The sequence below is a fragment of the Methanobrevibacter smithii ATCC 35061 genome, assembly GCF_000016525.1.
Lineage (GTDB): Archaea > Methanobacteriota > Methanobacteria > Methanobacteriales > Methanobacteriaceae > Methanocatella > Methanocatella smithii.
On record NC_009515.1, the window covers coordinates 190,661 to 212,787 of the forward strand.

Genomic DNA, 22,127 nt, shown 5'->3' on the forward strand with positions numbered 1-22,127 from the left:
CTCTATTCGTATTTTTCTTTATACATTTCTAAAGATCTTAAAAGTTCTTTTTTAGCTGACTCTTTACCTTCCCAGCCTTTAGTTTCAACAACTTTTCCTTCAAGATTTTTATAAACTGAGAAAAAGTGTTCAATTTCTTTTAATAAATGAGATGGAACATCACTGATGTCTTGAACATCACTGAAACGTGGATCGTCTTCAGGTACAGCTAAGATTTTGTAATCTTTGTCTCCACCGTCAATCATACCCATAATTCCAATAGGTCTTGCTTCAATAAGACATCCTGGGAATGTAGGTTGTTCCATAAGAACAAGAATATCCATAGGGTCGCCGTCATCATATGTAGATTTAGGTATAAAACCGTAATCTGCCGGATAAACAACAGGAGAGTACAATACTCTATCTAACATGAAAGCTTCTCTTTCCTTATCATATTCGTATTTATTTCTTGAACCTTTAGGCACTTCAATAACTGCTGTTACAACATCAGGAATATCAGAACCTGATTCAATTTCACTCCATAAATTCACTTAAATCACCTATAATTAATTTTATGATAAATTAATAAGTCTAATTTTTATATTTTTCCATCAATAGCTATATACTTTTTCTGTCTTAGATATGCTACTGTTATACCTTTCTTTCTAGCACGTTTTTTTAATTCAATATCGTTTGTAGCTAAAACTTCTGAAACTCTAAGTAACGCATCATCCACAGTTTCATTATTTTCTAATGAAATATCCTTTATTTCAATGTTGGAAGAATTAGCTAACTTTAGAGCTAAATCTGCATTTAGCCTAATTTTACCTTTATTATTTCTTTTTAAACCTTTCAATTCATTAATAACAAAGATCGGAGTAGTTAACTTATATGAAGGCAGTGCTTTTTCAAGTTCATCGATTATATCGACGTTAAATTGAAAAGGAACCATAAAAAAATTGGTATCAATCACAACTTCTTTAGACTCCATTATTTCCCTCTATATAATAATTCCATAACCAATTAATCTCCAACGAGCTCCCACTCTACGGCTTAAAGCTACCCTAGTTCCGGGACTGGCACAAACAGGCAATTTAAGAGCAACTTCAATATTCTTTTTCTTAGTAGAAGTAACAACACCAATAGTTGTTGTAGTACCACAATTAATCATTAAAGGTTCTTTAAGTTTAATTGGAGCTACATCACGTTCTTCTTTTGTACCTACTACTCTGTCAAGTAAATGTGCTTCCATTGTAAAACTATCTAAAACATCAGGTAATGTATCTACTGCTCCAGCAACAGAACCTGATAATGAATCAGCTTTAGTTAATGAAGGGTCTAATTTTGTAGCTACACCAATAAGTCCTCCGGGACCTATTTCTTCAACGTCTTTTCCATTAGCTTCAAGACCAATAATTTCGGATTTCAAGGTTATTCTTTTATTGTTATTTGTAATTCCCGGCCTTATTTCAATAGTGTCTCCAAGCTTAAAAGTACCCTGAACTAAAGTTCCGCCAATAACTCCACCTTTGATTTTAGCAGCGCCGGAACCAGGTTTGTTAATATCAAAAGATCTTGCAACATGCATTAAAGGAGTTTTATCCAAACTTCTTTCTGGCGGTTGGATTCTTTTAAGCATAGCTTCAATTAAAATATCCATATTTGCTCCTTGCTGAGCAGATACAGGTATAATTGGAGCATCTTCTGCACAAGTACCTTTTACAAATTCTTTAATTTCATGATAACTTTCAATAGCTCTTTCTTTTGAAACAATATCAATTTTATTTTGAACTACAATAACATCTTTAACACCAATAACATCAAGAGCCATTAAGTGTTCTTTAGTTTGTGGTTGTGGGCAATATTCATTTGCAGCAATTACTAAAACTGCACCATCCATTATTGCAGCACCAGATAACATAGTCGCCATTAAGGTTTCGTGACCTGGAGCATCAACAAATGATACTTTTCTAACTAATTCTGTCTCGCTTCCACAGTTTTCACAAGTTTTAGAAGTAGTATAACACATAGGTTCATCACAATCTGGACATTTTCTGAATTCAATGTCTGCATAACCTAAACGAATTGAAATACCTCTTTTTGTTTCTTCACTGTGAGTATCAGTCCATATTCCTGATAATGCTTTGGTAAGAGTAGTCTTACCGTGATCCACATGACCAACTAAACCTATGTTTACATCTGACTGTATGTTCACAGATAACCACCTTTTTATTATAATTTTAAATTTAACTTAAAAGTTAAAATAAGAAAAATAGTAAAACTATTCTTCTTCCTCTTCATCGCCAACACCAAGAATATCAGCTATAGCTTTACTTCCAGCTGAAACAACAACAGTGTTAACTTGTACGATATCATCAGCAATGGTATTTCCTCTTACGGTTTTTCTCCTTTTTACACCGTCAGATTTAGGATGATAACCAATACCACCACTTAATAAACTTTTGATTCTTCTAGTACCTGGTACATCTTTTTTCATGGTAAATCCATTTTTATCAGCACCACCAGTTACTTTTAAAGTGTAACCGTCTAAACCAACGATTCCACCATCAAATTCATCTCCAATAACTAAACCGTTAAGAGCTTTGCCATCTTCAACTTCAATTTGATGAGTTACCTCTTTTTGAGATACAACTACTTTGAATGCCATGGTATTCCTCCTTTAAATTGTTTTATAAAAAATATTAATTATTATTCAAAAAGACCAAAACTTCCCCAATCAGAATCCTGCTTACGTTTAATTTCCAAAAACTCATATAAGGTTTCAAATTCATCTTCAGTCAATTTATCCTTAAATTCCCTTTCAATGTATTTGTAATGTTTTTCAGGAATATCAACATATAACTCGTCTCCCTCTTCAAAGTCTTTTCCAACTATAGCATCTTTAATAGCCATAGCTACCCTTTGACCTCTGGAAATATCAGGTAATGTTTCACCCTTATCTTCCATACTAGCTATTGAACCAACAACATGCCCATCTTTATTAATCAATTGTTGACCTTGTTTAAGAGTTCCGCTTAAAGATTCAATACCGATAATAGCAGGTTTACTTTGACGGAACACTAATTTTGGAAGTGAAACAAATTTTGCAGGTTTAATTATAGCATCATAAAATGACTTTTTCTTATCTTCTTGCTTTTGCTTGACCCATTCCTCATACTCTTCAAGAATCTGATAAATTACATCTCCTGAAAAGAGCTTGACTTCAGAATTATTAAGATCTTCTTCAGAATTTGGATGAACATCCACATTAAAAGCAATAATTGCTCCGTGAAGTTCATTTTCATCATAAGCAATTGAAGAATTAATAATATCCCTACGATTTACATCACCGATATCAGCTGCACGAATTGGAATATCCATTTCCCTTAATAGCTTAACAACAGCTTCCAGTGAACCAATAGTATCTGCTTTAACTAAAATACCTTCATCTTCTGTATCAATAGTAATGTTGTCAATTTCATTTAAAATCTCCTGTTCAACATCAGTATCTTCACTTAAAACTCTAAGAGGAGAACCTGAAACAACATCATCTAAATGAGGTGCAGCTACTTTAATACCTGCCGCTGCAACAACTTCATCTAATTTTCTAAATTTCTTTTTAGAATCCCTCATTTCCTCAAGAGGAAGAGGTCTTAAAATAGATCTAATTTTAGTTACCAATACATCTTCTGAAGATAACATTAAAGCTATTTCATCATTGGTTCTTAAAACACCATCATAAATAATAGCATCAAGAGTAACTCCCAAACCAGTTTCTTCCTTAATTTCTAAAACTGTACCTTTAGCTGGAGCATTTTCATCGATTTCAAGTTGTTCAGTTAAATATTCTTGAGCAAGCCCTAAAAGCATAGCTAAAACTTCTATAACTCCTTCACCAGTTTTAGCACTAATCGGAATAATACTAATCTGGGAAGCAAAATTGCTTACTCTGTCAAATCTTTCAGACTGGAATCCTTCCTTGTGAAGTTCACCGACAATTTCATAAATCTTATTGTCCAAATCCTGCTGAACACTTTTAGCCTGATTGGAAAATGTTTCCCTAAAAGAGGCACCTTCATGAACTTCCCAACCAAAAAGCCTATCGATTTTATTAGCTACAACAATAAATGGAGTTTTATACATTTTAAGAATGTTTAATGCTTCATAAGTCTGTGGCTTAAATCCGTCATTAACATCTAAAATCAATACAGCCAAATCAGCTAATGCACCACCACGTTTTCTTAAACTAGTAAATGCGGCATGTCCAGGAGTATCAATGAAAAACAAACCAGGAATTAAATCTTTAATAGCTAATTTGGATATGAAATCTCCACAGATATTTTCAATGGTATCATTAGGAATCTCAGTAGCACCAATATGCTGAGTAATACCTCCAGCTTCCTTAGCTGCAATAGTACTTCCTCTAATATAATCCAATAAAGTGGTCTTACCGTGGTCTACATGTCCTAAAACTGATACAATTGGGGATCTGATTTTCATGTTATCTTAAATAATAATTATTCGTAAATTAATTTGTTATCAACGATTTCGTAATCGCAAATTTCATCTTCATTAAAGAATAAATTGATTTCTCTTTCTGCAGAATCTGGAGAGTCAGAAGCATGAATAATGTTTCTACCAGTGTCCATAGCAAAATCTCCTCTAATAGTTCCGAGGTCTGCTTCTAAAGGATTGGTTGCTCCAACTAATTTTCTGATAGTACTGATAGCTTCTTCTCCTTCAATTACCATAGCAAGAGATGGGGAAGATGTAATGTATTCAATTAAACTACCGAAAAATGGTTTATCTGCATGTTCTCCATAATGAGTTTTTGCTAAATCTTCATCAATTTGCATTAACTTTACAGCAACGATTTGAAGACCTTTTTCTTCAAAACGGGATAATATTTTACCCATAAGACGTCTTTGAACTGCGTCCGGTTTCATCATTACAAAACTTTTTTGAATCATTCTTTAACCCATTTAACTTTTCTTGGAACTCTACCAAGTTTAATCATGTTTTTTTCACATTTACTGCTACAAAAGAAATAAATAGAACCGTCTTTTTTAACATACATTTTTCCGGTACCTTCTTCTATTTCTTTATTACAGAATGAACAAGTCCTCATGTTCTTACACCTTCTTAAGGAGTTTTAATTTCCTTAGCTTCTCTAATAGTATCAAGTAACATTAAAATGTCCCCTTCTCTTACAGGACCCATAATGTTTCTTGTTAAAATTCTTCCTTTGTCTCTACCATCGAGGATTCTGCATTTAATTTGCATAACCTCTCCAGTCATACCAGTTCTTTTTAAAACATTAATGACTTCAGCAGGAGTAGCTTCTTCCATATAAATCACCTTTTAATCCTCAAAAAGAAGATTTATTCTTTTAATTCTGCGATTTTTTCAACAATTTCAGCTACGTCGCCTTCAGCATCTCCAGCGTCAACAATACAAGCGGATGCGGTACCGACAGTTAAACCTGCAGCTCCACCAACTTGTTCTTTAGTAGGTAAGTAAATGTAAGGAATTTCTTTTTCATCAGCGAGAACAGGGATGTGTGCAACAATTTCAGCAGGATCAACATCTTCTGCGATAACAACAAGTGCTGCGTCTCCTCTTTCGATAAATTTAGTTACTTCGTTAGTTCCTTTTGCTACTTTACCACTGTCTTGTGCGGTTTTTAATGCTTCTTCAGCTTGATTAGCTAATTCTTCAGGTGTATCAAATTTTACATAAATTGCTTTTGCCATAATATATACCTCCTTTTTCATCTGGCTATGCCATCCATCGGCAGATATTATAATTCCTTGAATTATAATATTCGTAATTATATATAGTTATATTATTTTAACTATAGAAATTACTCAAATTATTCAATGAGCGAATAATTTTATAGTTTTTAATAATACTAATTCTTGAATACATTCATATATCACTAAATATAATCCCATTAAATAAAAAAAAGAGGGATTAAACTTTCAATACAAATACTTCTGAATTTCATATAATTTTTAGCAAAACTAAAAATAAAAATTTAGTAATTAATGAAATAATTCTAGAGAACTAGACAGTATTAAGTATGTTTTTATTACATATAAATGTTTTCCATACTTTTTCCTAAAAATAAGTTTACTAAGTTAATAATAGTAAGTTATACTTTTTAATACTTTTGAAAAAAGCTAATCATAAAGCTGTCAAATACTGCAATTTCAGATTTTAAAAATTTTTAATTTAATTTTCACAGACATAAGATAACATTTATATAGAGTTATGAATATATATTCATAATACCTAAAGACATTTGGGGATAGAATTATGGTAAGACCTAAAAGAATGAGAAGAGTAGTTACATGTCACAGACATGAATTAAATAAAAATCTGAAACCGATAGAACTGTCTGTAGATGAATTTGAAGCTATCAGATTCAAAGATTACCATAACATCAAACAGACAGAATCTGCAGAGTTCATGGGAATTTCACAATCAACATTCCACAGAATTCTAAATTCTGCAAGACATAAACTGTCTACTTCTTTAATTGAAGGCCGACCAATAGTTATTGTCAAAGGTGATACAATGATTGATCCAAATAAATATTTATGCGAAGACTGTGGTTTTCAATGGTCAAACCCAGAAAAAGAATATGGAGAATGTCCAGACTGCAAATCAAAAAATATCCGTAAATTAAATGCAAATAATAAAAATAATGTATCAGATGACACCTGCAGCTGCCCTAATTGCGGTTACAGTGAAGCAAAAATTATGGGAGTGCCCTGCAGAACTAAAATATGTCCCAAATGTGGTTCATCACTACAAAGAAGATTATGCAATATGCAATAAGGAGATAATTTAAATGGCTGACAATTTAGAATATGTTTGTAAAGAATGTGGCTTCAATTGGATAACATTAAATGGTGAGCACCATATCTGTCCAAAATGCCACAGCGAAACAATTGAATATATTGGTGAAGTAAATGATTTGGATATTGATTCCATATTAAACCACAACAAAAGAATGGGTGGATGCTGCGGTTCTGCTCGTGGAAGAGGACCTTTGACCTGTGGAAAGCCACATCCTGACCACCACGATCCAAATACCCCACACAACCCTAAAAAATGCTGTGGCCACAGAGTATGCTAACATACCAGTTTTTATTTATTGGAGATTAAAAAATGGCTGATATTATAATAGACAATAATGAATGTGATAATTGCGGTGACTGTGCAGATGTTTGTCCTATGGAAGTTTTAATTCTTGAAGATGAAAAATTAACTGTCAATGAACCTGACGAATGCAGTTACTGTGAAAGCTGTGTGGACATATGTCCAAATGAATGCATCACAATCGAATAAACTTTAAAACTTTTCTTTTTTTATCTATTTTTCACAAAATCTCACCAGATTAACATGACTTTTTTTTACTTCATTATGTCTTACAAAATTATATAACCGATTAAATATTAAATTATACCTACAGATGTGATTGTATGATTTTCGATGAAGAATTGACATTGTTAAAAGAAAAAATTGCAAATGCCGAAGATGTAGATGAATTAAATTATATAAGAACTACTAACCAAAAAAAAATACTGGTGGACCAGCATATTTATTGCAGGTTTATTTTATGGTTTGAACGGAAAAGTGGGAAAAATGATTATAACATGGTTTGTTAGTGTTATAACCTTAGGAATCTATGCACTATACATCATTTATAGAAGCTATAAAGATGAAACCGAATTCAATAATCAAATGGAATATTATATATTACAAAGAAGCAAAGAATTAAAAGGGAAAATCAATTCATCTGAATTAAAACTTCCTGAATCCGACATAAACTGAATTTGTCAAAAATACAAAAACACAATTTATAAGTGTAAAACACCCATTGATTCACAGACACAGGAAAAAAATATTTTTTTCACTTTCCTGTGTTTTTTTATGAAACAGATTTTTTTATTTTAACTGTCTTTAGTATTTTCCCAAATAATCTCAGCTAGTGAAATTAAATGAATTTTTCAGTAACAAAAATATCCCTAAACTTTCCAAATCTAAAAAAAGTTAAGGTATCAAATTTTCATGAAAAACATATTTTATTTCTTCCTCAAATTCTTCAACAGGAATTATAGTCATGTCAAAAGTTTTACTCAAAATATATGTAGTGTTTGGGTTAATTACATCAGTTAAAACCAAAAATGAATGATTTTTATCCAAATTTAACATATTTGCCACATGAGAGTACTTGTTGATATAATGCTGATAATTTCCTGTTTTTCCTTCAACCCAATATATTTCACCATTTATTAAAAAAACAACATCCAATTCAAAATCATTTCCATTTGGAAGAATAATCTGAGGATTAATTAAATATGTATATTCAATAGTTGCAGGTAATGACTTTAAGGAATCCTGTATTGTTTTTCGAATAAAGATCTCCAGCCAGTGCCCGGTAAGGAAGTTAATTGCAATCGGAATTTTGTTTGGTGTTGCATGAATAAAATATCTGGGTGACTTATCGTATTTGTATTCTGATAAAAATGCTATATCATAAAGAGTGGTACACAGCTGGCAGGAAGCTGAAATTTCGCTTTGTGTTGCATTCTTTAAATCCAAATGAAATCCATTGGGTTTATTTAAATGACGTTTGATAGTTTCATAAACTTTTCTGATGTCATTGTACCGGTTTCCCATAAAATATGCAACATTGTCAAGTGAAGTGTTTTCTGTTATAGAATCAACATAGGTTTTAACAGTAATGTTTTTCTCCTGCAGTTTATCAATCAGTATATTGACATCAATTTCCTTGACACTGCAACCATAATCCATATTTTCATTTTCATTTGTATCATCACTAGATTCAACAGCCACATCAACTTTATCATCAACTTCATTATGTGCATTTTTTTCTAATGAATCAGCAATTCTTTCTAATGATAATGCAATGCTTTTTAATAACAAAAACTCTTCTTCATTCATACAATCAATATATAATTTTAGTAATTAATATTAATATTATTAACTAATTTCCATGCTGAATATTTTTTTGCAGACATAACTTCAAATTAACAACAATTAAATTCTTATTTTCAAGGATAGTACATCTACACCACCATAAATTTGACAGAATAACAAATTAATCCAACGAAAATCATAAAAAAAATAATTAATATTGTATACAATTTGTGTTTTTAGATGAAAAAAATAGGTATTCCCTTTTAAAATCAGTTGAAATTAGAAAAAAAGTACAAAAAATAAGACAATATAATAAAAAAGAAGATAGCAATTAAAAAATTACTATCTAAAACAGATACTTAATTAACAAATCTATTTGATAGCTAATTTAATATCTTCTGCTTTAACGGTTTTTCTACCTGCGTGACGTGCAAATCCAACAGCTTTTTGAGCGATTTCGTTTCCACATTCTTCGATAGCTTCGGTTAAAGCGATTTTTGCGTCATCACTGACTCTTTGAGCGCCAGCGTTTTTTAATATCCTGCCTACAGGAGCGATTGGTAATTCCATAATTAAACACCTCATTTTTTTATATAGATAGTTTAAACTTTCCCATATATAAATATATTGGTATATTTTCCTTAAATTTACAAAATTTCAATACAATAAAGTGAATTATCCTATCATTAAGGTGCTACTTACTGAAAAGTGAAATGTTTTTCAAAGAGTAACCAAAATAAAAAATCAGATGAAAATATGAAAATATAAAGTATTTATAATAAAATTAAAAATAAAAAAAGAGAAAAAAGATTAAAAATAGCTATAAAACTATTTATTCATTAAAATTTTTCTTAAAGTGTCAATATCTGCATCCACTTGTTTTGGTTTAGTACATGCATCAATTGCAGTATTCGGATCTTTAAGTAAATGACCGGTAACAACACAGGTTACAGTTTCTCCATTATCTACAACTCCTTCGTCACATAATTTTTTAAGACCTGCAATTGAAGCTGCAGAAGCCGGTTCAACACCTATTCCCTCTTTTCTAGCTAATAATTTTTGAGCATCCAATATCTCTTCATCACTTACAGTTTCAGAATATCCGTCAGACTCATAAATAGCCCTTAAAGCTTTAATGTCACTTACAGGAGCACCTATACGAATTGCAGTAGCTATTGTTTCCGGATTTTCTACTGGAACAACCCTATCAGCATGTTTTTTAAATGCATTTGTAACTGGACATGCACCTTCAGCCTGAATTCCGGTCATCATAGGTACACTATCTACAAAACCTGCTTCGTAAAACTCTTTAACACCTTTCCAGATAGCTGAAATATTTCCTGCATTTCCAACAGGCAGAATAATCCTGTCTGGAGATTGCCATCCTAAATCCCTTAATATTTCATATCCGATTGTTTTTTGACCTTCTAATCTGTAAGGGTTAATTGAGTTTAATAAGTAAAGATGTTTTTCTAATGCAAGAGCAGTCATAGCTTCAAGTGCTTCATCAAAGTTTCCGTTAATGGACATTACTTCAGCACCGTGGAACATAGCCTGTGCCAATTTTCCTAAAGCTACTTTTCCGGAAGGTAAAAATACAATACAACGTAAACCTGCTCTAGCTGCATATGCTGCAAGAGATGCTGATGTATTTCCTGTTGAAGCACAGCCAACAGTATGAACTCCAAGTTCCATAGCTTTGGTCATACCAACAGTCATTCCCCTGTCCTTGAAACTTCCTGTCGGATTTGACCCTTCAACTTTAACATATAAATTGATACCTAATTCATCCCCCAATTTGTCGCATTTGCAAAATGGAGTTCCACCTTCGTTGAGTGAAACAATTTTAGATTCATCAACAGGTATGCATTCTTTAAATTTCCATAAAGTATCTTTTCTGCCGTCAAAGATATCTTTAGAAACATCAAAATCACTAACAAGTTCGAGAACAGATCCACATTTTTCACAAGTGTAAATTATCTCATCATTATCATATTCTTCTCCGCATGAAACACATCTAATCATAAAAAATCACTACATATTATTTTAATAATCATCAATATAAAAATTTAACCAAAAATTGAAAGAATAAAATTTGCAATAGGTACAGTTAAATAAACTTCAATAACCCCAGCTATTGCCATTAAAATAACTGCCACACCAAGTAAAACCAATGACTGTTTTAATTTATCATAATTTTTCTCAAGTGAGTATACCAGTTTATCCTTAAAAGTCAAATTATAAAATTTATCTTCAAGTTCAATATAGTCAAAATCTGGCTTTGCTATATTATACACCAGTCTGAATAAAAAATGGAACAGCACAAATCCGGATGCAGTAGCTATTATACATGATGAAAATTCGAAAATCCCGTGAGGTATAATGTATAATAAAACCCTAAAAAGATTTTGGGAACTGGCTATATAATAACCTACAAAAAAGCCGTTGTATGCAAGAATAACTCCTGAAAAACAAAAGAATATTCCAAGTACAAACATTCTGAAAACAATTAAAATGTTATTTGTAAAAATTGTCTGAAATGTTAAAGTTATAACACCATTTTTTACATCTTCAGTTAGCTTATCCACAACAGGATCAAAGATACTTTGCAAATAAGGCTGCAGAACATAACCTGCAATTAATGTACCTAATAAAAGGATAATTGAAATATAAACAGCAGTTTTGTTTTCTAAAAAAGCTGATTTAATTTCATTTTTAATATTTAACATTATATCAGATTATTAGCTATTTCACGAGCTTCATCCTGTTTGTCATGAATTTCATCAAACATTTCAACAATCAATTCACTGGCTTTTGCTTTACAGTCTCCACAGCGTAAAGACCCGTCCAGACAGTCATGACGTATTTTTTCAAGTTCTTTGTCATCATCAATCAGGTGGTATACAAACATTTCATAAATTACACAGTTATCTACCTGACCGCCTAATTCCTGCTGTTCTTTTAAGCTTTCTCTACCACCAGTTTTAGCTGTTTTAACTTTTTTAGCTGCAGTTTCACTATCTTCATTTAAATAAATTGCTGTAGAAGGTTTGCTGCTGCTCATTTTATCTCCGCTTAAACCAGTAAGGAATCTGTGATAAGTGGAAGACGGAGGGATGAATCCGTATTCATCATTAAGTTTGTGAGCTATATCTCTTGTTAATCTTATATGAGGGTCCTGATCTACTCCAACAGGAACTACAACTCTTTTAGGACCTCCAAATTCTTCAAGCTGCGGAAGCAAAATATCCGCCACCTGAACAAGAGGTGCCTGAATATGAGCAATGTTTGTTGATTGGGTAAATCCATAAATAGCTTTTAATTCATTGAAATTTGTTTTTTTAGAAGCCTTAAAAGCCAAGTCCCTGAGAGTATCATTTTTGGATTGAAGATAAACATTAACATTATCCTCTTCCAAATCCAGACCTAATGCAATATAATTAGTTAAATATTCATTGACAGCTATATCTCTTGCCTTTTCAAAACTCATGTCTCTGGCAGCATATGATTCCAAATCAGCTATTAAAATAGATAACATTGCACCTTTGTCCTGATACCATTTCAACTGGTCAACAACCATTTTATGACCAATATGCATTTGGCCACTTGGCATCATTCCACCAACAACTGCAAAGTCCTCTTTTTTATTAATTAAATTATTGACCTTATCAAAGTCCCTATGTCCAAAAATTACTCCTCTTTTCATTAATCTGTGAGGGTTTTCCACATCATCAATCAAGTCTGAAAATTTTTGAATTCCAAATTGATTGACTAATTTATCATAATCTACACTTGATGATGCCCATGGATCTATCAAATAAATCACCTTATCTACAGTAAATACATTAAATTAAATATATAATTAAGAATTATAATGGTAAATCTAATTACCTATAAAAATATAAATCATTTCTTTAATTAAAACTTATGGTCTTGTCCATTCAACATTGTAGTATGTAATATCCAAATCGTCATCTACAATAGCCAGAAGAAGTTTCTTGTTAACACCATGAGAAACTCTAACATAACTTGAGAAATCCAGTGCATCAATCTCATAAGTTTCATAAATAATTTTAACAAGATAGTCGGAATGTCCTTTTCCAGGACCTCCTCCACGATTATACAAACGGAAATCTGAACCATATTTAAATCCGGTTTTAATAACATAACCACGGTCTTTCAAATCACGAAAAACAATGTATTTTCCATAAATCTCCTTATTTTTCAAAAGGTCAATAAGATAATCCAAACTGCATTTGATTTCATCTTCATAAACATCCAAACGACCTTTCTCATGTAAATAACAAGCTTCAATTAAAGAAAGATTCAAAGTATCTGCTTCAATTTTACCAAATAGACTTTTTTCATGTAAAGCTATCGGTCTTTTACTACCTTCTTCAATTTTTATAGATACAATATCATTAGATAAATTTCCGCGCATTAAAACACCATCAAAAGAAAAAAATTATATTTAATGGAGTTATTTATGATTACAGTATTATATATACCTTTAGAAAAAAAAAGAAATAAGAGCTAAACTCTTATAAAAATATTATTTGCCATATCTTTTGACAGTTCAATGTTTTTATCACCAATAGATATTACAAAAACACCGGAATCATCATGATAATCGCGATAATAAATATCTGACCCAACAGATATCCCCAAAGCAGAAATTTTATCTAAAAGTTCAGAATTTCCACGAATAAAAGATACAATACCTTCAGTACTTGAGTTTAATTCTGAAATAGACAATAAATTAAATTTCCTGTTTATAACTTGATCAAAATCTTTTACTGAGAAACATTGGCTGCAGTTACTGAATTCCAAATCACAAGCAGGAATAAGACCGTCGCTAGGACCTAAATCTGGATGATGTAACATTGTACAAAGTGCTCTTTCAGCTTCATCAGATAAAGTATGTTCCATCTTACAGGCTTGCTCATGGACATTTTCCTGTTTAATATTTAAAACTTCAATTAAAAATTTTTCAAGAATCCTATGCTTCCTTGTTATTTTTTGAGCAATTTTCATCCCTTCATCAGTTAAAGAAGCTCCCTTATACGGAACATAATTAACATAATTTAATTTTTCTAATTTTTTAAGCATTTGAGTTACACTACCAGGTGCAATCCCTAATTCCTTAGATAAAGTTGTAGTAGAGATTTGTTCTTTATTACTACCATTACGATAAAGAACTTCCAAATATTCTTCAATATTTTCACTAATTCCATCATTTGCCATAAGATTTCACCTAGATTAAACAATTATATATTGGAATTAAGAGTATAAAAAGTTTGGGATAGCCTAAATATAATAGTGAAAAATAAATTTTAAAAATAAAAAAAGAAGTATTAACTCAAAAAATTGAGTTAATAAGGTAAAACATCATAAGTTCCTCTGTCAGTGTAAGAATTAGTGTTCCAATTCTTGATTACACCTAAAGAGTTTCTGGTACTTGTTGGATCAGCAACAACCCATTTTCCATCTATGTAAAATTGAACCCATACATGACCAACATTTAAACCACTTGTAAATGAACAGTATCCAGTAGCAAATCTGGCAGTCAAACCAACAGACCTGGCCATTGCCACTAATAACTGTGCTTGGTCACAACAGTTTCCATAACCTTTGATTAAAGTACCTTCAGCACCGTAAACAGTATTGAAATATGAACTATAACTTATTTTATCTCTTACAAATTTAAATAAAGCATCAGCCTTATCCCTTGTAGAGTTTATGCCTTTGACCAATTCTTTTGCTTTATCAGCAACCAATGCTGAAGCTCCGGAACCTCCAGTATTATTGATCAATACGAAATTAGGTAATGTTTTACTGTTGTCCGCATAATAAGCCAATATTCTTGAAAATGCATCCAATAAATCAGCATAGCTTATTTTACCTGCACTTGAAGATGCATAATTCGGAGCCTGTCCGTTACTAATGATATACTGGGAAACTCTAGATGCAACATCCAAATATTCAGTTTTATTAATGTTGGTTGATATTTTGTCACCATTTGGAGTACCTGGACTGGAAGCTCCAACAACAGTAATATTTCCCAAATTACCGTCATTAATATTACCAATAGCTTTACTCATCAAGTATAAGAATTGAGATAAAGTGTACTGTTCATCGTTTACAATTACATAATCGGGCAATGCATTATTTGCCTGAATATGTGCTTTTAAAACCTTAGCAGCATCCAATATAGCATCTATAGATATGTTATCTCCCACTTCACCTGAAGATTCTGGAATACTTTCAGTTAATCTGGTCAACACTCTGGTAGAAGATGAAAGTTTCTCATTACCAGAAACACCACAGTAATCACAGTCACAGTATGCACAGGTAAGTTCTCCTTCTGCAGTACCTTTAGGATTAACCAGCAAAGTTCCGTAATAACCGCAGTTAGGGCAGTAATTTAACCAGACAGTAGTATATAACACATTAGGTTTGTAAGATGTGCCTCCTACACTTACTTTCATTGTAACAGTTAAAGAGTAATTGTCCAATAAATTTGTAACAAATACAAAGTTAGGAAGTGCACTGTTGGATTGATAATAGGATAATACCCTCGCATATGCATAAATCAATGATTCATATTTGATATCACCTAAAGTACTTGAAACATTACCTGGAGCTATACCATTTGCAGACATATAACTAGACAATGTTTTAGCCAATGATACAAATTCAGATTTTACCAACTGCTTATTGATTACATCACCAGAAGTTTTAGATGAAGCATTGACTAAAATAGCTGTAATCGCTTTTAAATTACCGTTAGCTATTCCTTCAGTAGCCTTAGTCATCAAGTATAAAAACTGAGGTACAGTATAATTGAAATTGCCAACAGTTACAAACTTAGGCAATACCCCTTTATCTTCAATATACTTTTTCAAAGATGCTGAAGCAGCCAAAATGGAATTTATAGATACAGAATCACCATAAGATGGAGTGATTTCATGAGTGTTTAATTTATTGAAATCAATGAAGTTAGATAAACCCCATCTAAACATCATAACACCCTTTGCACCGGCATCATATGCTGTTTGAGCATCTTTTGACAGTTCTGAAACTGGCAGTTTTGTAATGTCATTATCAGATACATATGTTTGTAAACCTACCCAAACTGCTGCTCCATTGGAAGTTTCAACAAACCATTGAGTAATTGATGAAATCCAGCTGGTTCCTGAATTATAATTTCCTTTATAAACCATAGGAACTATAATATCCAGATATTTGCTGATAACCGCAATATCCTGACCATATACATATGCATCATTTTTTTCAGGCATTACTGCTGCAGAAATTAAACAGTTAGGATTAACACCACGTATAGCAGTTGTAGCTAATTTTACAAATTCACTTATAGCTGCAGTTCCGCCAGGATGTTTATATGCAGTACCTGGATATCTTAAGTAATCAAAGTGAACACCTGCTACTCCTGGAAGTGCAGCATATTTTTTAGCTTCAGCTATTCTCTCATTGAATAAAGCAGTGTTGATGGATCCGTCACTATTTAATGGGGAAAGCCATCCTCCGTCATAAAATACCTGCATCCAAATATGAACTTTAATACCATGAGAATTAGCCTGTTTAATCCATGACAATACACTGGATTCTCCGTATTTAGTAAATGCATAGAAATTTAAGAAAATATTACCTGTTCCTGAAGCTGCTAAACCAACCAAATCCACATTGTACATGTTAGCTCCCTGAACCCAGTATCCATTTCCATTATTAATATATTTGGTTATTACAATTGAACTGCTGCCTTCACAGCCTAAATTTTCATTATTGCCTGCAAATTTATATGATATTTCATATGTACCTACAGTTACCAATTTTATACTTAAACTGGCAATTCCATTAGCATCAGTTGTGCTGGTATAATCTATACCGTTAACTGTGAATATAACTTTTTCATTAGCTATAGGACTGCCGTCACTATTTTTAAGTAAAACTTTAAATTCTTCAGTTGAATTTTGAGTAAATACTGTACTTCCATTAACAACAAATAATGAATTTTTTCTGTCTACAACAGTACAGTATGCTTTACCATTACTTGGAGCTAATTTGGAATCTCCGTTAAATGAATAAGTTACAAGATAAGTACCTGCATCCAAACGAATAGTTAAACTGGCAACACCATTATTATCAGTAATTCTAGTATAACTTACACCATTCACACTAATAGTTACAGTCTTATTAATTAAAGGAACTCCACCTGCAGTTAATGTAACATTGAACTGCTGATATGCATCTTTACCTACAGTAATATCACTACCCTGAATAACTGTTGCATTAGTAGTTATTACAGATACCATAGTAGAGCCTGTAGATTTTTTGTAACCTGTATCATTTAATGTATATGAAATGTTGTATACATTAGGATCCAATCTAAGACTTATGCTAGCAACACCATTTTTATCAGTTACCATTACATAATTAATACCGTTTATATTAAATAGAACAGTTTTATTGACTACTAAATTACCGTCTTCATCTTTTACTAAAACTGAAAACAAATCAGTTTTAAATACCACATTATTTTCAGGTATGAAAATTACATCCTTACCTTCATAAACAGAAATAGTATTTGATGCACTTGATGCCAAATATCCCCCATTCTTATTAAAGGTATAAGTTGCAGTATAATTACCTGGAGTAGTCAATTTAATATTATATTTAGCTATACCATTATCATCAGTAGTACTTGTATATGTAACACCACCTACCTTAAGATTAACAGTCTGATTACTTACAGTATGATTAAACTGATCATACAATACAATACTTACAACATTACCTTCACCAGATATGAAATCATAATGTTGTGTTTTGATAACAGTACTGACAGAATCAACAACTGTAACAGCGAAACCTACATCATATCCATCAAGTGGATTATATGCAGTTAATATATATTTTCCAGGGAATAGTTTAATGTTAAGTTTAGCTACACCATTGTTATCAGTAACACGATTATAAAATACACCATTAATATTAAACTTAACAGTAGTATTAACTAAAGGAGTGCCATCATTATGTAAGAAAGTAGCATAAAACTGATTTTTATCCAAATATAATTTATTTAAATCTTCAGCTACAACTGTAGGCAATACCTTAACAGTATTTCCACATTCATAACCGTCATTAGGATTATATGCAGTTAATATATAAGTGTCAGGACGAAGCTTGATACCTAAACTAGCTACACCTTTATCATCAGTAACACGACTATAAAATACCCCATTAATATTAAACCTAACAGTAGCATTTATTAAAGGATTACCACGGCCGTCTAAAAAAGTGGCATGATATGAAGTCCCGTCTTTATAGATCATTACAATATCCTCACCTTTTATAGTTGGCAGTACATTAATATCTGAAGTAATGCTAGCCGGAGCATATTCAGTTGTTCCTTTGTAACTCACAGTAACATGATACAAACCAGAGTATAAATTTATACCTATAGAAGTTGAACCATTTTCATCAGTAATCTTATTATAAGTAACACCATTAATTAGGATACTTACAGTTTGATTAGCTAATCCGTTTCCATTTTCATCAGTTAAATTAATCATGAACCTAGTACCATTCTTATAATACAATTCTATACTAGGTGCATCTAAATTAACAGCTTTTTGCTGGTTGCCATCCCCAATTACATTATTGTTATTTTCTTCAATAACATTACTACTGGAGAAAGAAACATTACTATTTGATTCATCAACAGATAATGAATCATCAGCAGCTGTTAATACTGTAGAATTTGAGTCAACAGTATTTGCATCCATTGCAGAGACTGCACTAACTGACAAAAATACAGTCAGAATCATCAATGCAAAGATCATTACACGTTTTTTCAAAATCACTTACCTCCATTATAAATTTAATTTAACTATAAATTAAAAAATTATTTTCAGTACTTAATTATATTAAGAATATTGTATATAAATCTATTTATTTAATAAAACTGCTTAAATAGCTTTAATTTAAAAAATTAAGCATTAAAACCCCAGAATATTAAGAAATTAATAAAAATTATATTGATTTAAGAGATAATAAGTTAAAATTACAATAAGTAATCTTTTAAGTTTTATAAGATTATGAAATTATAAAAGATTATAAAAATTTCGTTTAAAGTAAAATAAAATAACAAACAAGTTATAAAAACCAAAAAGATAAATTTGAATGGAATTATAGTAAAAAACAAACAAGTAAATTTAGTAAATTGAAAAATAAGCAATAAAAATAAAAAATAAAAAAAGATGTAAATAATTTTACATCATAGGTGGCATTCCACCCATACCTCCAGGCATTCCACCCATCGGAGGCATTCCGCTAGCATCATTTCCGGACTCGTCAGGACCTGAAGAGTTTAATGCATTTCTAGCTGCAATCATATCATCAATACGTAATATCATTTCAGCAGCTTCACTAGCAGCTTTGATAGCTTGTGTTTTAATCCTCAGTGGTTCAATAACACCTGCTTCTTCCATGTCAACAAGTTTGCCGGTAAATACATTAATACCGATTTTTGAAGAGTCTTCATGAGCAGCTTTTAATTCTGCAATTAAATTAATGGTATCTAAACCAGCATTTTCAATTAAAGTTCTTGGAATAACTTCAACTGCATTTGCATAAGCTAAAATAGCTAATTGTTCTCTTCCACTTACAGATTCACCATATGCTCTTAATCCTTTTACTAAATCAATTTCACAAGCTCCTCCACCAATGAGAACTTTGCCGTCTTCAATAGTAGCTGCTACAACACCTAAAGCATCATCTAATGCTCTGCTAATTTGTTCAGTTACATAACGGGTACTTCCCCTAAGTACAATGGAAGATGCTTTTGGATTTTCACATTCTTCAATGAAAGTTAATTTGTGGTCGAATATTTTATCAACATATACATGACCTGCAGAACCTAATTTGTCAGCAGTTAAATCTTCAATATCAGTTACATACTGAGCACCGGTAGCTTTGTTGATTCTTTCCATGTCTGATTTTTTAACTCTTTTATAAGCCATGATTCCTGCTTTGTTTAAGTAGTGTTGTGCCATATCGTCAATACCTTTTTGACAGAACAATACATTTGCTCCGGATGCAACAACTTTATCTACTAAATCTTTAATCATTTCTTCTTCATTGTTTAAGAAAGCTTCAAATTGTGCAGGGTCTGTAATATCAATTTTAGCATCAGTGTTGATTTCTTTTAATTCAATAGGATATTTAATTAAAGCAATTTTAGCATCTTCAACATCAGTAGGCATGTTTTTAGATACTGGATCTTTATCCATAACAATACCTTCAGCTAAAAAGGAATCTTCAACTGAATCTCCGGAAATTCTTTGGATATTAATGTTGTCAATATCTATTTCACCGTCTTCGGCTATTCTTAAAGCTGCATCTACTACTAAATCAGCTAATTTATCTTTAGCATAATCTGATCCTTTACCTGTCATAGCAGTCATAGCTACTTTTTTAAGAGTTTCCCTATCATCTGCATCCATAGCTACATTGTTTAAAATTTCAATAGATTTAGCTGCTGCATTTCTGTAACCTTTTACAATAACAGAAGTTGCAATTCCATCTTCTAATAATTCTTGAGCTTTAACTAATAATTCACCAGCTATTACAACAACGGAAGTGGTTCCGTCTCCAACAATGTCTTCTTGTTTTTTAGCTGTTTCTACAAGCATTCTAGCAGCAGGTTGAGTGATATCCATTTCTCTCATTATAGTTGCACCGTCATTAGTAACAATAACATCACCTAATGAATCAGTTAACATTTTGTCCATTCCTTTAGGACCTAAAGTAGTTCTTACAATATCTTTTAAAACTTTAGCTGCTGTAATATTCATTCTTAAAGCATCTCTTTTGGAATACCTTTCAGTACCTTCAGGAAGAATGAATATTGGTTGATTTGCCATCATATCACCTTAATTAATAAATTTCTATAAAAAAACAATATAAAATCAAAAAGTTTTATATATTAATAATGAGTTTGAGGTTATATAAAAACTTTAGCATATTCAAAATTGCATAACATATATATATACTATAAAATGTAACATATACATTACAGAATGTAAAAATTAATTTACATTAAAAAATGTGATTATTATGAAACTTAAGAAAATAGTTTTAATATTACTATTAACATTAGCACTATTTTCCATTTCAAATGTAAGTGCACAAAATATTGATGTTAATACTACAAACAATATTAATCCATTAAATGAAGTTTTAATAGATGAAACAATAGCCACATCTAATGAACTTACAAATAAATCATCTATAATCTCAAATGACTTAGAGAAATATTATAAAGATGATAAAGGATTCTGCGCTACATTTTATAATGAAAATGGAACTCCACTAACTAATAAAAATATAACTTTTAGTGTTAATGGAGTAAGTTATATTAAAACAACTGACAATAATGGTACCGCCAAATTAAATATTAATTTAGAATCAGGTAACTATACAATAATATCATACAATCCAATCACCAATGAAACAATAACTAATAATATAACTGTCCTATCAAGTATTAACGGTAGCGACCTTACAAAATATTTTAAAAATGCAACACAATATTCAGTTACATTGTATGATAAAACTGGAAAAGCTTTAGTTAATAAAACCGTACGTTTCAATATAAATGGAATATTCTACGAACGTAAAACCAATGAAAAAGGAGTAGCCCAGTTAAATATTAACCTAGATCCTGGAAACTATATTGTAACGGTTTACAACCTGATTACAGGTGAAGAAAAATCCAATAACATTAATGTAGTGTCAAGAATACAACTGCTAGATTTAAATAATGCATCAAATGTAATACTGCCTGAAGGATATGTTATACCTGTAATGTTTATTGGTAATGGAAAGGCTTATGCTCAATGCAGAGCAACAACTCTTGACGAAAAAGGAAACCCCTTAGCTAATCAACTAGTAACATTTAATATAAATGGAATCATTTATAAAGGCACTACTGACAAATTTGGTATAATCGATGCCATTATATATGTTAATGCAGATTGGGGAAATACATACCATATATGTACTGCAACATTCGGAGAATCATTTGCTTCCCAAACTGTTATAGTTAAACGTTTTGTTATGGGTTAACTATAAAATAAAATTAAATTTTGAAAGTTTATAAAAACTTTCATTCT

The 22,127-nt window shown here is 31.3% G+C and carries 22 protein-coding genes and 1 pseudogene; 5 read left to right on the plus strand and 18 right to left on the minus strand.

The window, feature by feature from the left end:
• Positions 1 to 2 precede the first annotated feature (2 nt).
• From MSM_RS00965 to rpl7ae, 9 genes are all read right to left on the minus strand, one after another.
• Positions 3 to 530, minus strand: coding sequence for an inorganic diphosphatase (locus MSM_RS00965; protein WP_004034228.1), 528 nt, complete (start codon positions 528 to 530; stop codon positions 3 to 5).
• Positions 531 to 577: 47 nt separating this feature from the next.
• On the minus strand, positions 578 to 970 hold the full coding sequence (locus MSM_RS00970; protein WP_004034229.1) for a type II toxin-antitoxin system VapC family toxin: 393 nt from the start codon (positions 968 to 970) through the stop codon (positions 578 to 580).
• 9 nt (positions 971 to 979) lie between these two features.
• Positions 980 to 2,194: a translation initiation factor IF-2 subunit gamma gene (locus MSM_RS00975; protein WP_004034230.1), complete on the minus strand. Its 1,215-nt coding sequence runs from the start codon at positions 2,192 to 2,194 to the stop codon at positions 980 to 982.
• A 66-nt stretch (positions 2,195 to 2,260) separates the two neighbouring features.
• Positions 2,261 to 2,647: a 30S ribosomal protein S6e gene (locus tag MSM_RS00980; protein ID WP_004034233.1), complete on the minus strand. Its 387-nt coding sequence runs from the start codon at positions 2,645 to 2,647 to the stop codon at positions 2,261 to 2,263.
• A 41-nt stretch (positions 2,648 to 2,688) separates the two neighbouring features.
• Positions 2,689 to 4,479 (minus strand): translation initiation factor IF-2, encoded by a 1,791-nt coding sequence (infB, locus tag MSM_RS00985; protein WP_011953751.1) that lies wholly within the window; start codon positions 4,477 to 4,479, stop codon positions 2,689 to 2,691.
• Positions 4,480 to 4,496: 17 nt separating this feature from the next.
• Positions 4,497 to 4,949 (minus strand): nucleoside-diphosphate kinase, encoded by a 453-nt coding sequence (gene ndk / locus MSM_RS00990; RefSeq protein ID WP_004034886.1) that lies wholly within the window; start codon positions 4,947 to 4,949, stop codon positions 4,497 to 4,499.
• Positions 4,946 to 5,107, minus strand: coding sequence for a 50S ribosomal protein L24e (locus MSM_RS00995; protein ID WP_004034240.1), 162 nt, complete (start codon positions 5,105 to 5,107; stop codon positions 4,946 to 4,948). The genes ndk and MSM_RS00995 overlap by 4 nt, the downstream gene beginning before the upstream one ends.
• Before the next feature lie 14 nt (positions 5,108 to 5,121).
• On the minus strand, positions 5,122 to 5,328 hold the full coding sequence (locus MSM_RS01000; protein ID WP_004034241.1) for a 30S ribosomal protein S28e: 207 nt from the start codon (positions 5,326 to 5,328) through the stop codon (positions 5,122 to 5,124).
• 32 nt (positions 5,329 to 5,360) lie between these two features.
• The gene (rpl7ae, locus tag MSM_RS01005) at positions 5,361 to 5,732 is read right to left on the minus strand and encodes a 50S ribosomal protein L7Ae (protein ID WP_011953752.1); all 372 of its coding nucleotides are present in this window, start codon (positions 5,730 to 5,732) and stop codon (positions 5,361 to 5,363) included.
• Between the two features lie 565 nt (positions 5,733 to 6,297).
• On the opposite strand from rpl7ae, the gene MSM_RS01010 reads away from it, so the two are divergent.
• The 4 genes and pseudogenes from MSM_RS01010 (at position 6,298) to MSM_RS01025 (ending at position 7,821) form a co-directional block, all read left to right on the plus strand.
• A complete protein-coding gene (locus tag MSM_RS01010; RefSeq protein ID WP_004034243.1) occupies positions 6,298 to 6,822 on the plus strand; it encodes a DUF134 domain-containing protein in 525 nt (174 codons plus the stop codon).
• 13 nt (positions 6,823 to 6,835) lie between these two features.
• The gene (locus MSM_RS01015; protein ID WP_011953753.1) at positions 6,836 to 7,123 is read left to right on the plus strand and encodes a DNA-binding protein; all 288 of its coding nucleotides are present in this window, start codon (positions 6,836 to 6,838) and stop codon (positions 7,121 to 7,123) included.
• 32 nt (positions 7,124 to 7,155) lie between these two features.
• Complete coding sequence (locus tag MSM_RS01020) at positions 7,156 to 7,335, plus strand: 4Fe-4S binding protein (RefSeq protein ID WP_011953754.1); 180 nt, start codon at positions 7,156 to 7,158, stop codon at positions 7,333 to 7,335.
• A 134-nt stretch (positions 7,336 to 7,469) separates the two neighbouring features.
• Positions 7,470 to 7,821, plus strand: a pseudogene (locus tag MSM_RS01025) (hypothetical protein).
• A 219-nt stretch (positions 7,822 to 8,040) separates the two neighbouring features.
• On the opposite strand, the gene MSM_RS01030 reads toward MSM_RS01025, so the two are convergent.
• The 9 genes from MSM_RS01030 to thsA form a co-directional block, all read right to left on the minus strand.
• A complete protein-coding gene (locus MSM_RS01030) occupies positions 8,041 to 8,955 on the minus strand; it encodes a hypothetical protein (RefSeq protein WP_011953757.1) in 915 nt (304 codons plus the stop codon).
• Between the two features lie 348 nt (positions 8,956 to 9,303).
• Positions 9,304 to 9,501 carry a histone family protein gene (locus MSM_RS01035; protein WP_004034256.1) on the minus strand — a complete coding sequence of 66 codons (198 nt, stop codon included), beginning with the start codon at positions 9,499 to 9,501 and terminating at the stop codon, positions 9,304 to 9,306.
• 258 nt (positions 9,502 to 9,759) lie between these two features.
• On the minus strand, positions 9,760 to 10,956 hold the full coding sequence (thrC, locus tag MSM_RS01040; protein WP_011953758.1) for a threonine synthase: 1,197 nt from the start codon (positions 10,954 to 10,956) through the stop codon (positions 9,760 to 9,762).
• A gap of 44 nt (positions 10,957 to 11,000) precedes the next feature.
• Positions 11,001 to 11,660: a stage II sporulation protein M gene (locus MSM_RS01045; RefSeq protein WP_004034260.1), complete on the minus strand. Its 660-nt coding sequence runs from the start codon at positions 11,658 to 11,660 to the stop codon at positions 11,001 to 11,003.
• On the minus strand, positions 11,660 to 12,748 hold the full coding sequence (locus MSM_RS01050; protein WP_048058598.1) for a tryptophan--tRNA ligase: 1,089 nt from the start codon (positions 12,746 to 12,748) through the stop codon (positions 11,660 to 11,662). Before MSM_RS01050 ends, MSM_RS01045 begins: the two co-directional genes overlap by 1 nt.
• Before the next feature lie 108 nt (positions 12,749 to 12,856).
• Positions 12,857 to 13,372 carry a tRNA-intron lyase gene (gene endA, locus MSM_RS01055; RefSeq protein ID WP_004034880.1) on the minus strand — a complete coding sequence of 172 codons (516 nt, stop codon included), beginning with the start codon at positions 13,370 to 13,372 and terminating at the stop codon, positions 12,857 to 12,859.
• Positions 13,373 to 13,464: 92 nt separating this feature from the next.
• Positions 13,465 to 14,175, minus strand: coding sequence for a metal-dependent transcriptional regulator (locus tag MSM_RS01060; protein WP_004034266.1), 711 nt, complete (start codon positions 14,173 to 14,175; stop codon positions 13,465 to 13,467).
• 128 nt (positions 14,176 to 14,303) lie between these two features.
• Positions 14,304 to 18,815, minus strand: coding sequence for a pseudomurein-binding repeat-containing protein (locus MSM_RS01065; protein ID WP_048058599.1), 4,512 nt, complete (start codon positions 18,813 to 18,815; stop codon positions 14,304 to 14,306).
• Positions 18,816 to 19,223: 408 nt separating this feature from the next.
• Entirely contained in the window at positions 19,224 to 20,879 is a 1,656-nt protein-coding gene (gene thsA, locus MSM_RS01070; protein ID WP_004034270.1) for a thermosome subunit alpha, read from the minus strand.
• A gap of 190 nt (positions 20,880 to 21,069) precedes the next feature.
• Here thsA and MSM_RS01075 point away from each other — a divergent pair, with 190 nt between their 5' ends.
• Positions 21,070 to 22,080, plus strand: coding sequence for an adhesin (locus tag MSM_RS01075; RefSeq protein ID WP_011953761.1), 1,011 nt, complete (start codon positions 21,070 to 21,072; stop codon positions 22,078 to 22,080).
• Positions 22,081 to 22,127 lie beyond the last annotated feature (47 nt).

Bases quoted from the DNA above. Each gene is read 5' to 3' on its own strand.
- MSM_RS00970 (WP_004034229.1), bottom strand. From the start codon at position 970: ATGGAGTCTAAAGAAGTTGTGATTGATACCAATTTTTTTATGGTTCCT.
- MSM_RS00980 (WP_004034233.1), bottom strand. From the start codon at position 2,647: ATGGCATTCAAAGTAGTTGTATCTCAAAAAGAGGTAACTCATCAAATT.
- infB (WP_011953751.1), bottom strand. From the start codon at position 4,479: ATGAAAATCAGATCCCCAATTGTATCAGTTTTAGGACATGTAGACCAC.
- ndk (WP_004034886.1), bottom strand. From the start codon at position 4,949: ATGATTCAAAAAAGTTTTGTAATGATGAAACCGGACGCAGTTCAAAGA.
- MSM_RS00995 (WP_004034240.1), bottom strand. From the start codon at position 5,107: ATGAGGACTTGTTCATTCTGTAATAAAGAAATAGAAGAAGGTACCGGA.
- MSM_RS01000 (WP_004034241.1), bottom strand. From the start codon at position 5,328: ATGGAAGAAGCTACTCCTGCTGAAGTCATTAATGTTTTAAAAAGAACT.
- rpl7ae (WP_011953752.1), bottom strand. From the start codon at position 5,732: ATGGCAAAAGCAATTTATGTAAAATTTGATACACCTGAAGAATTAGCT.
- MSM_RS01010 (WP_004034243.1), top strand. From the start codon at position 6,298: ATGGTAAGACCTAAAAGAATGAGAAGAGTAGTTACATGTCACAGACAT.
- MSM_RS01015 (WP_011953753.1), top strand. From the start codon at position 6,836: ATGGCTGACAATTTAGAATATGTTTGTAAAGAATGTGGCTTCAATTGG.
- MSM_RS01020 (WP_011953754.1), top strand. From the start codon at position 7,156: ATGGCTGATATTATAATAGACAATAATGAATGTGATAATTGCGGTGAC.
- MSM_RS01030 (WP_011953757.1), bottom strand. From the start codon at position 8,955: ATGAATGAAGAAGAGTTTTTGTTATTAAAAAGCATTGCATTATCATTA.
- MSM_RS01035 (WP_004034256.1), bottom strand. From the start codon at position 9,501: ATGGAATTACCAATCGCTCCTGTAGGCAGGATATTAAAAAACGCTGGC.
- thrC (WP_011953758.1), bottom strand. From the start codon at position 10,956: ATGATTAGATGTGTTTCATGCGGAGAAGAATATGATAATGATGAGATA.
- MSM_RS01045 (WP_004034260.1), bottom strand. From the start codon at position 11,660: ATGTTAAATATTAAAAATGAAATTAAATCAGCTTTTTTAGAAAACAAA.
- endA (WP_004034880.1), bottom strand. From the start codon at position 13,372: ATGCGCGGAAATTTATCTAATGATATTGTATCTATAAAAATTGAAGAA.
- MSM_RS01060 (WP_004034266.1), bottom strand. From the start codon at position 14,175: ATGGCAAATGATGGAATTAGTGAAAATATTGAAGAATATTTGGAAGTT.
- thsA (WP_004034270.1), bottom strand. From the start codon at position 20,879: ATGATGGCAAATCAACCAATATTCATTCTTCCTGAAGGTACTGAAAGG.
- MSM_RS01075 (WP_011953761.1), top strand. From the start codon at position 21,070: ATGAAACTTAAGAAAATAGTTTTAATATTACTATTAACATTAGCACTA.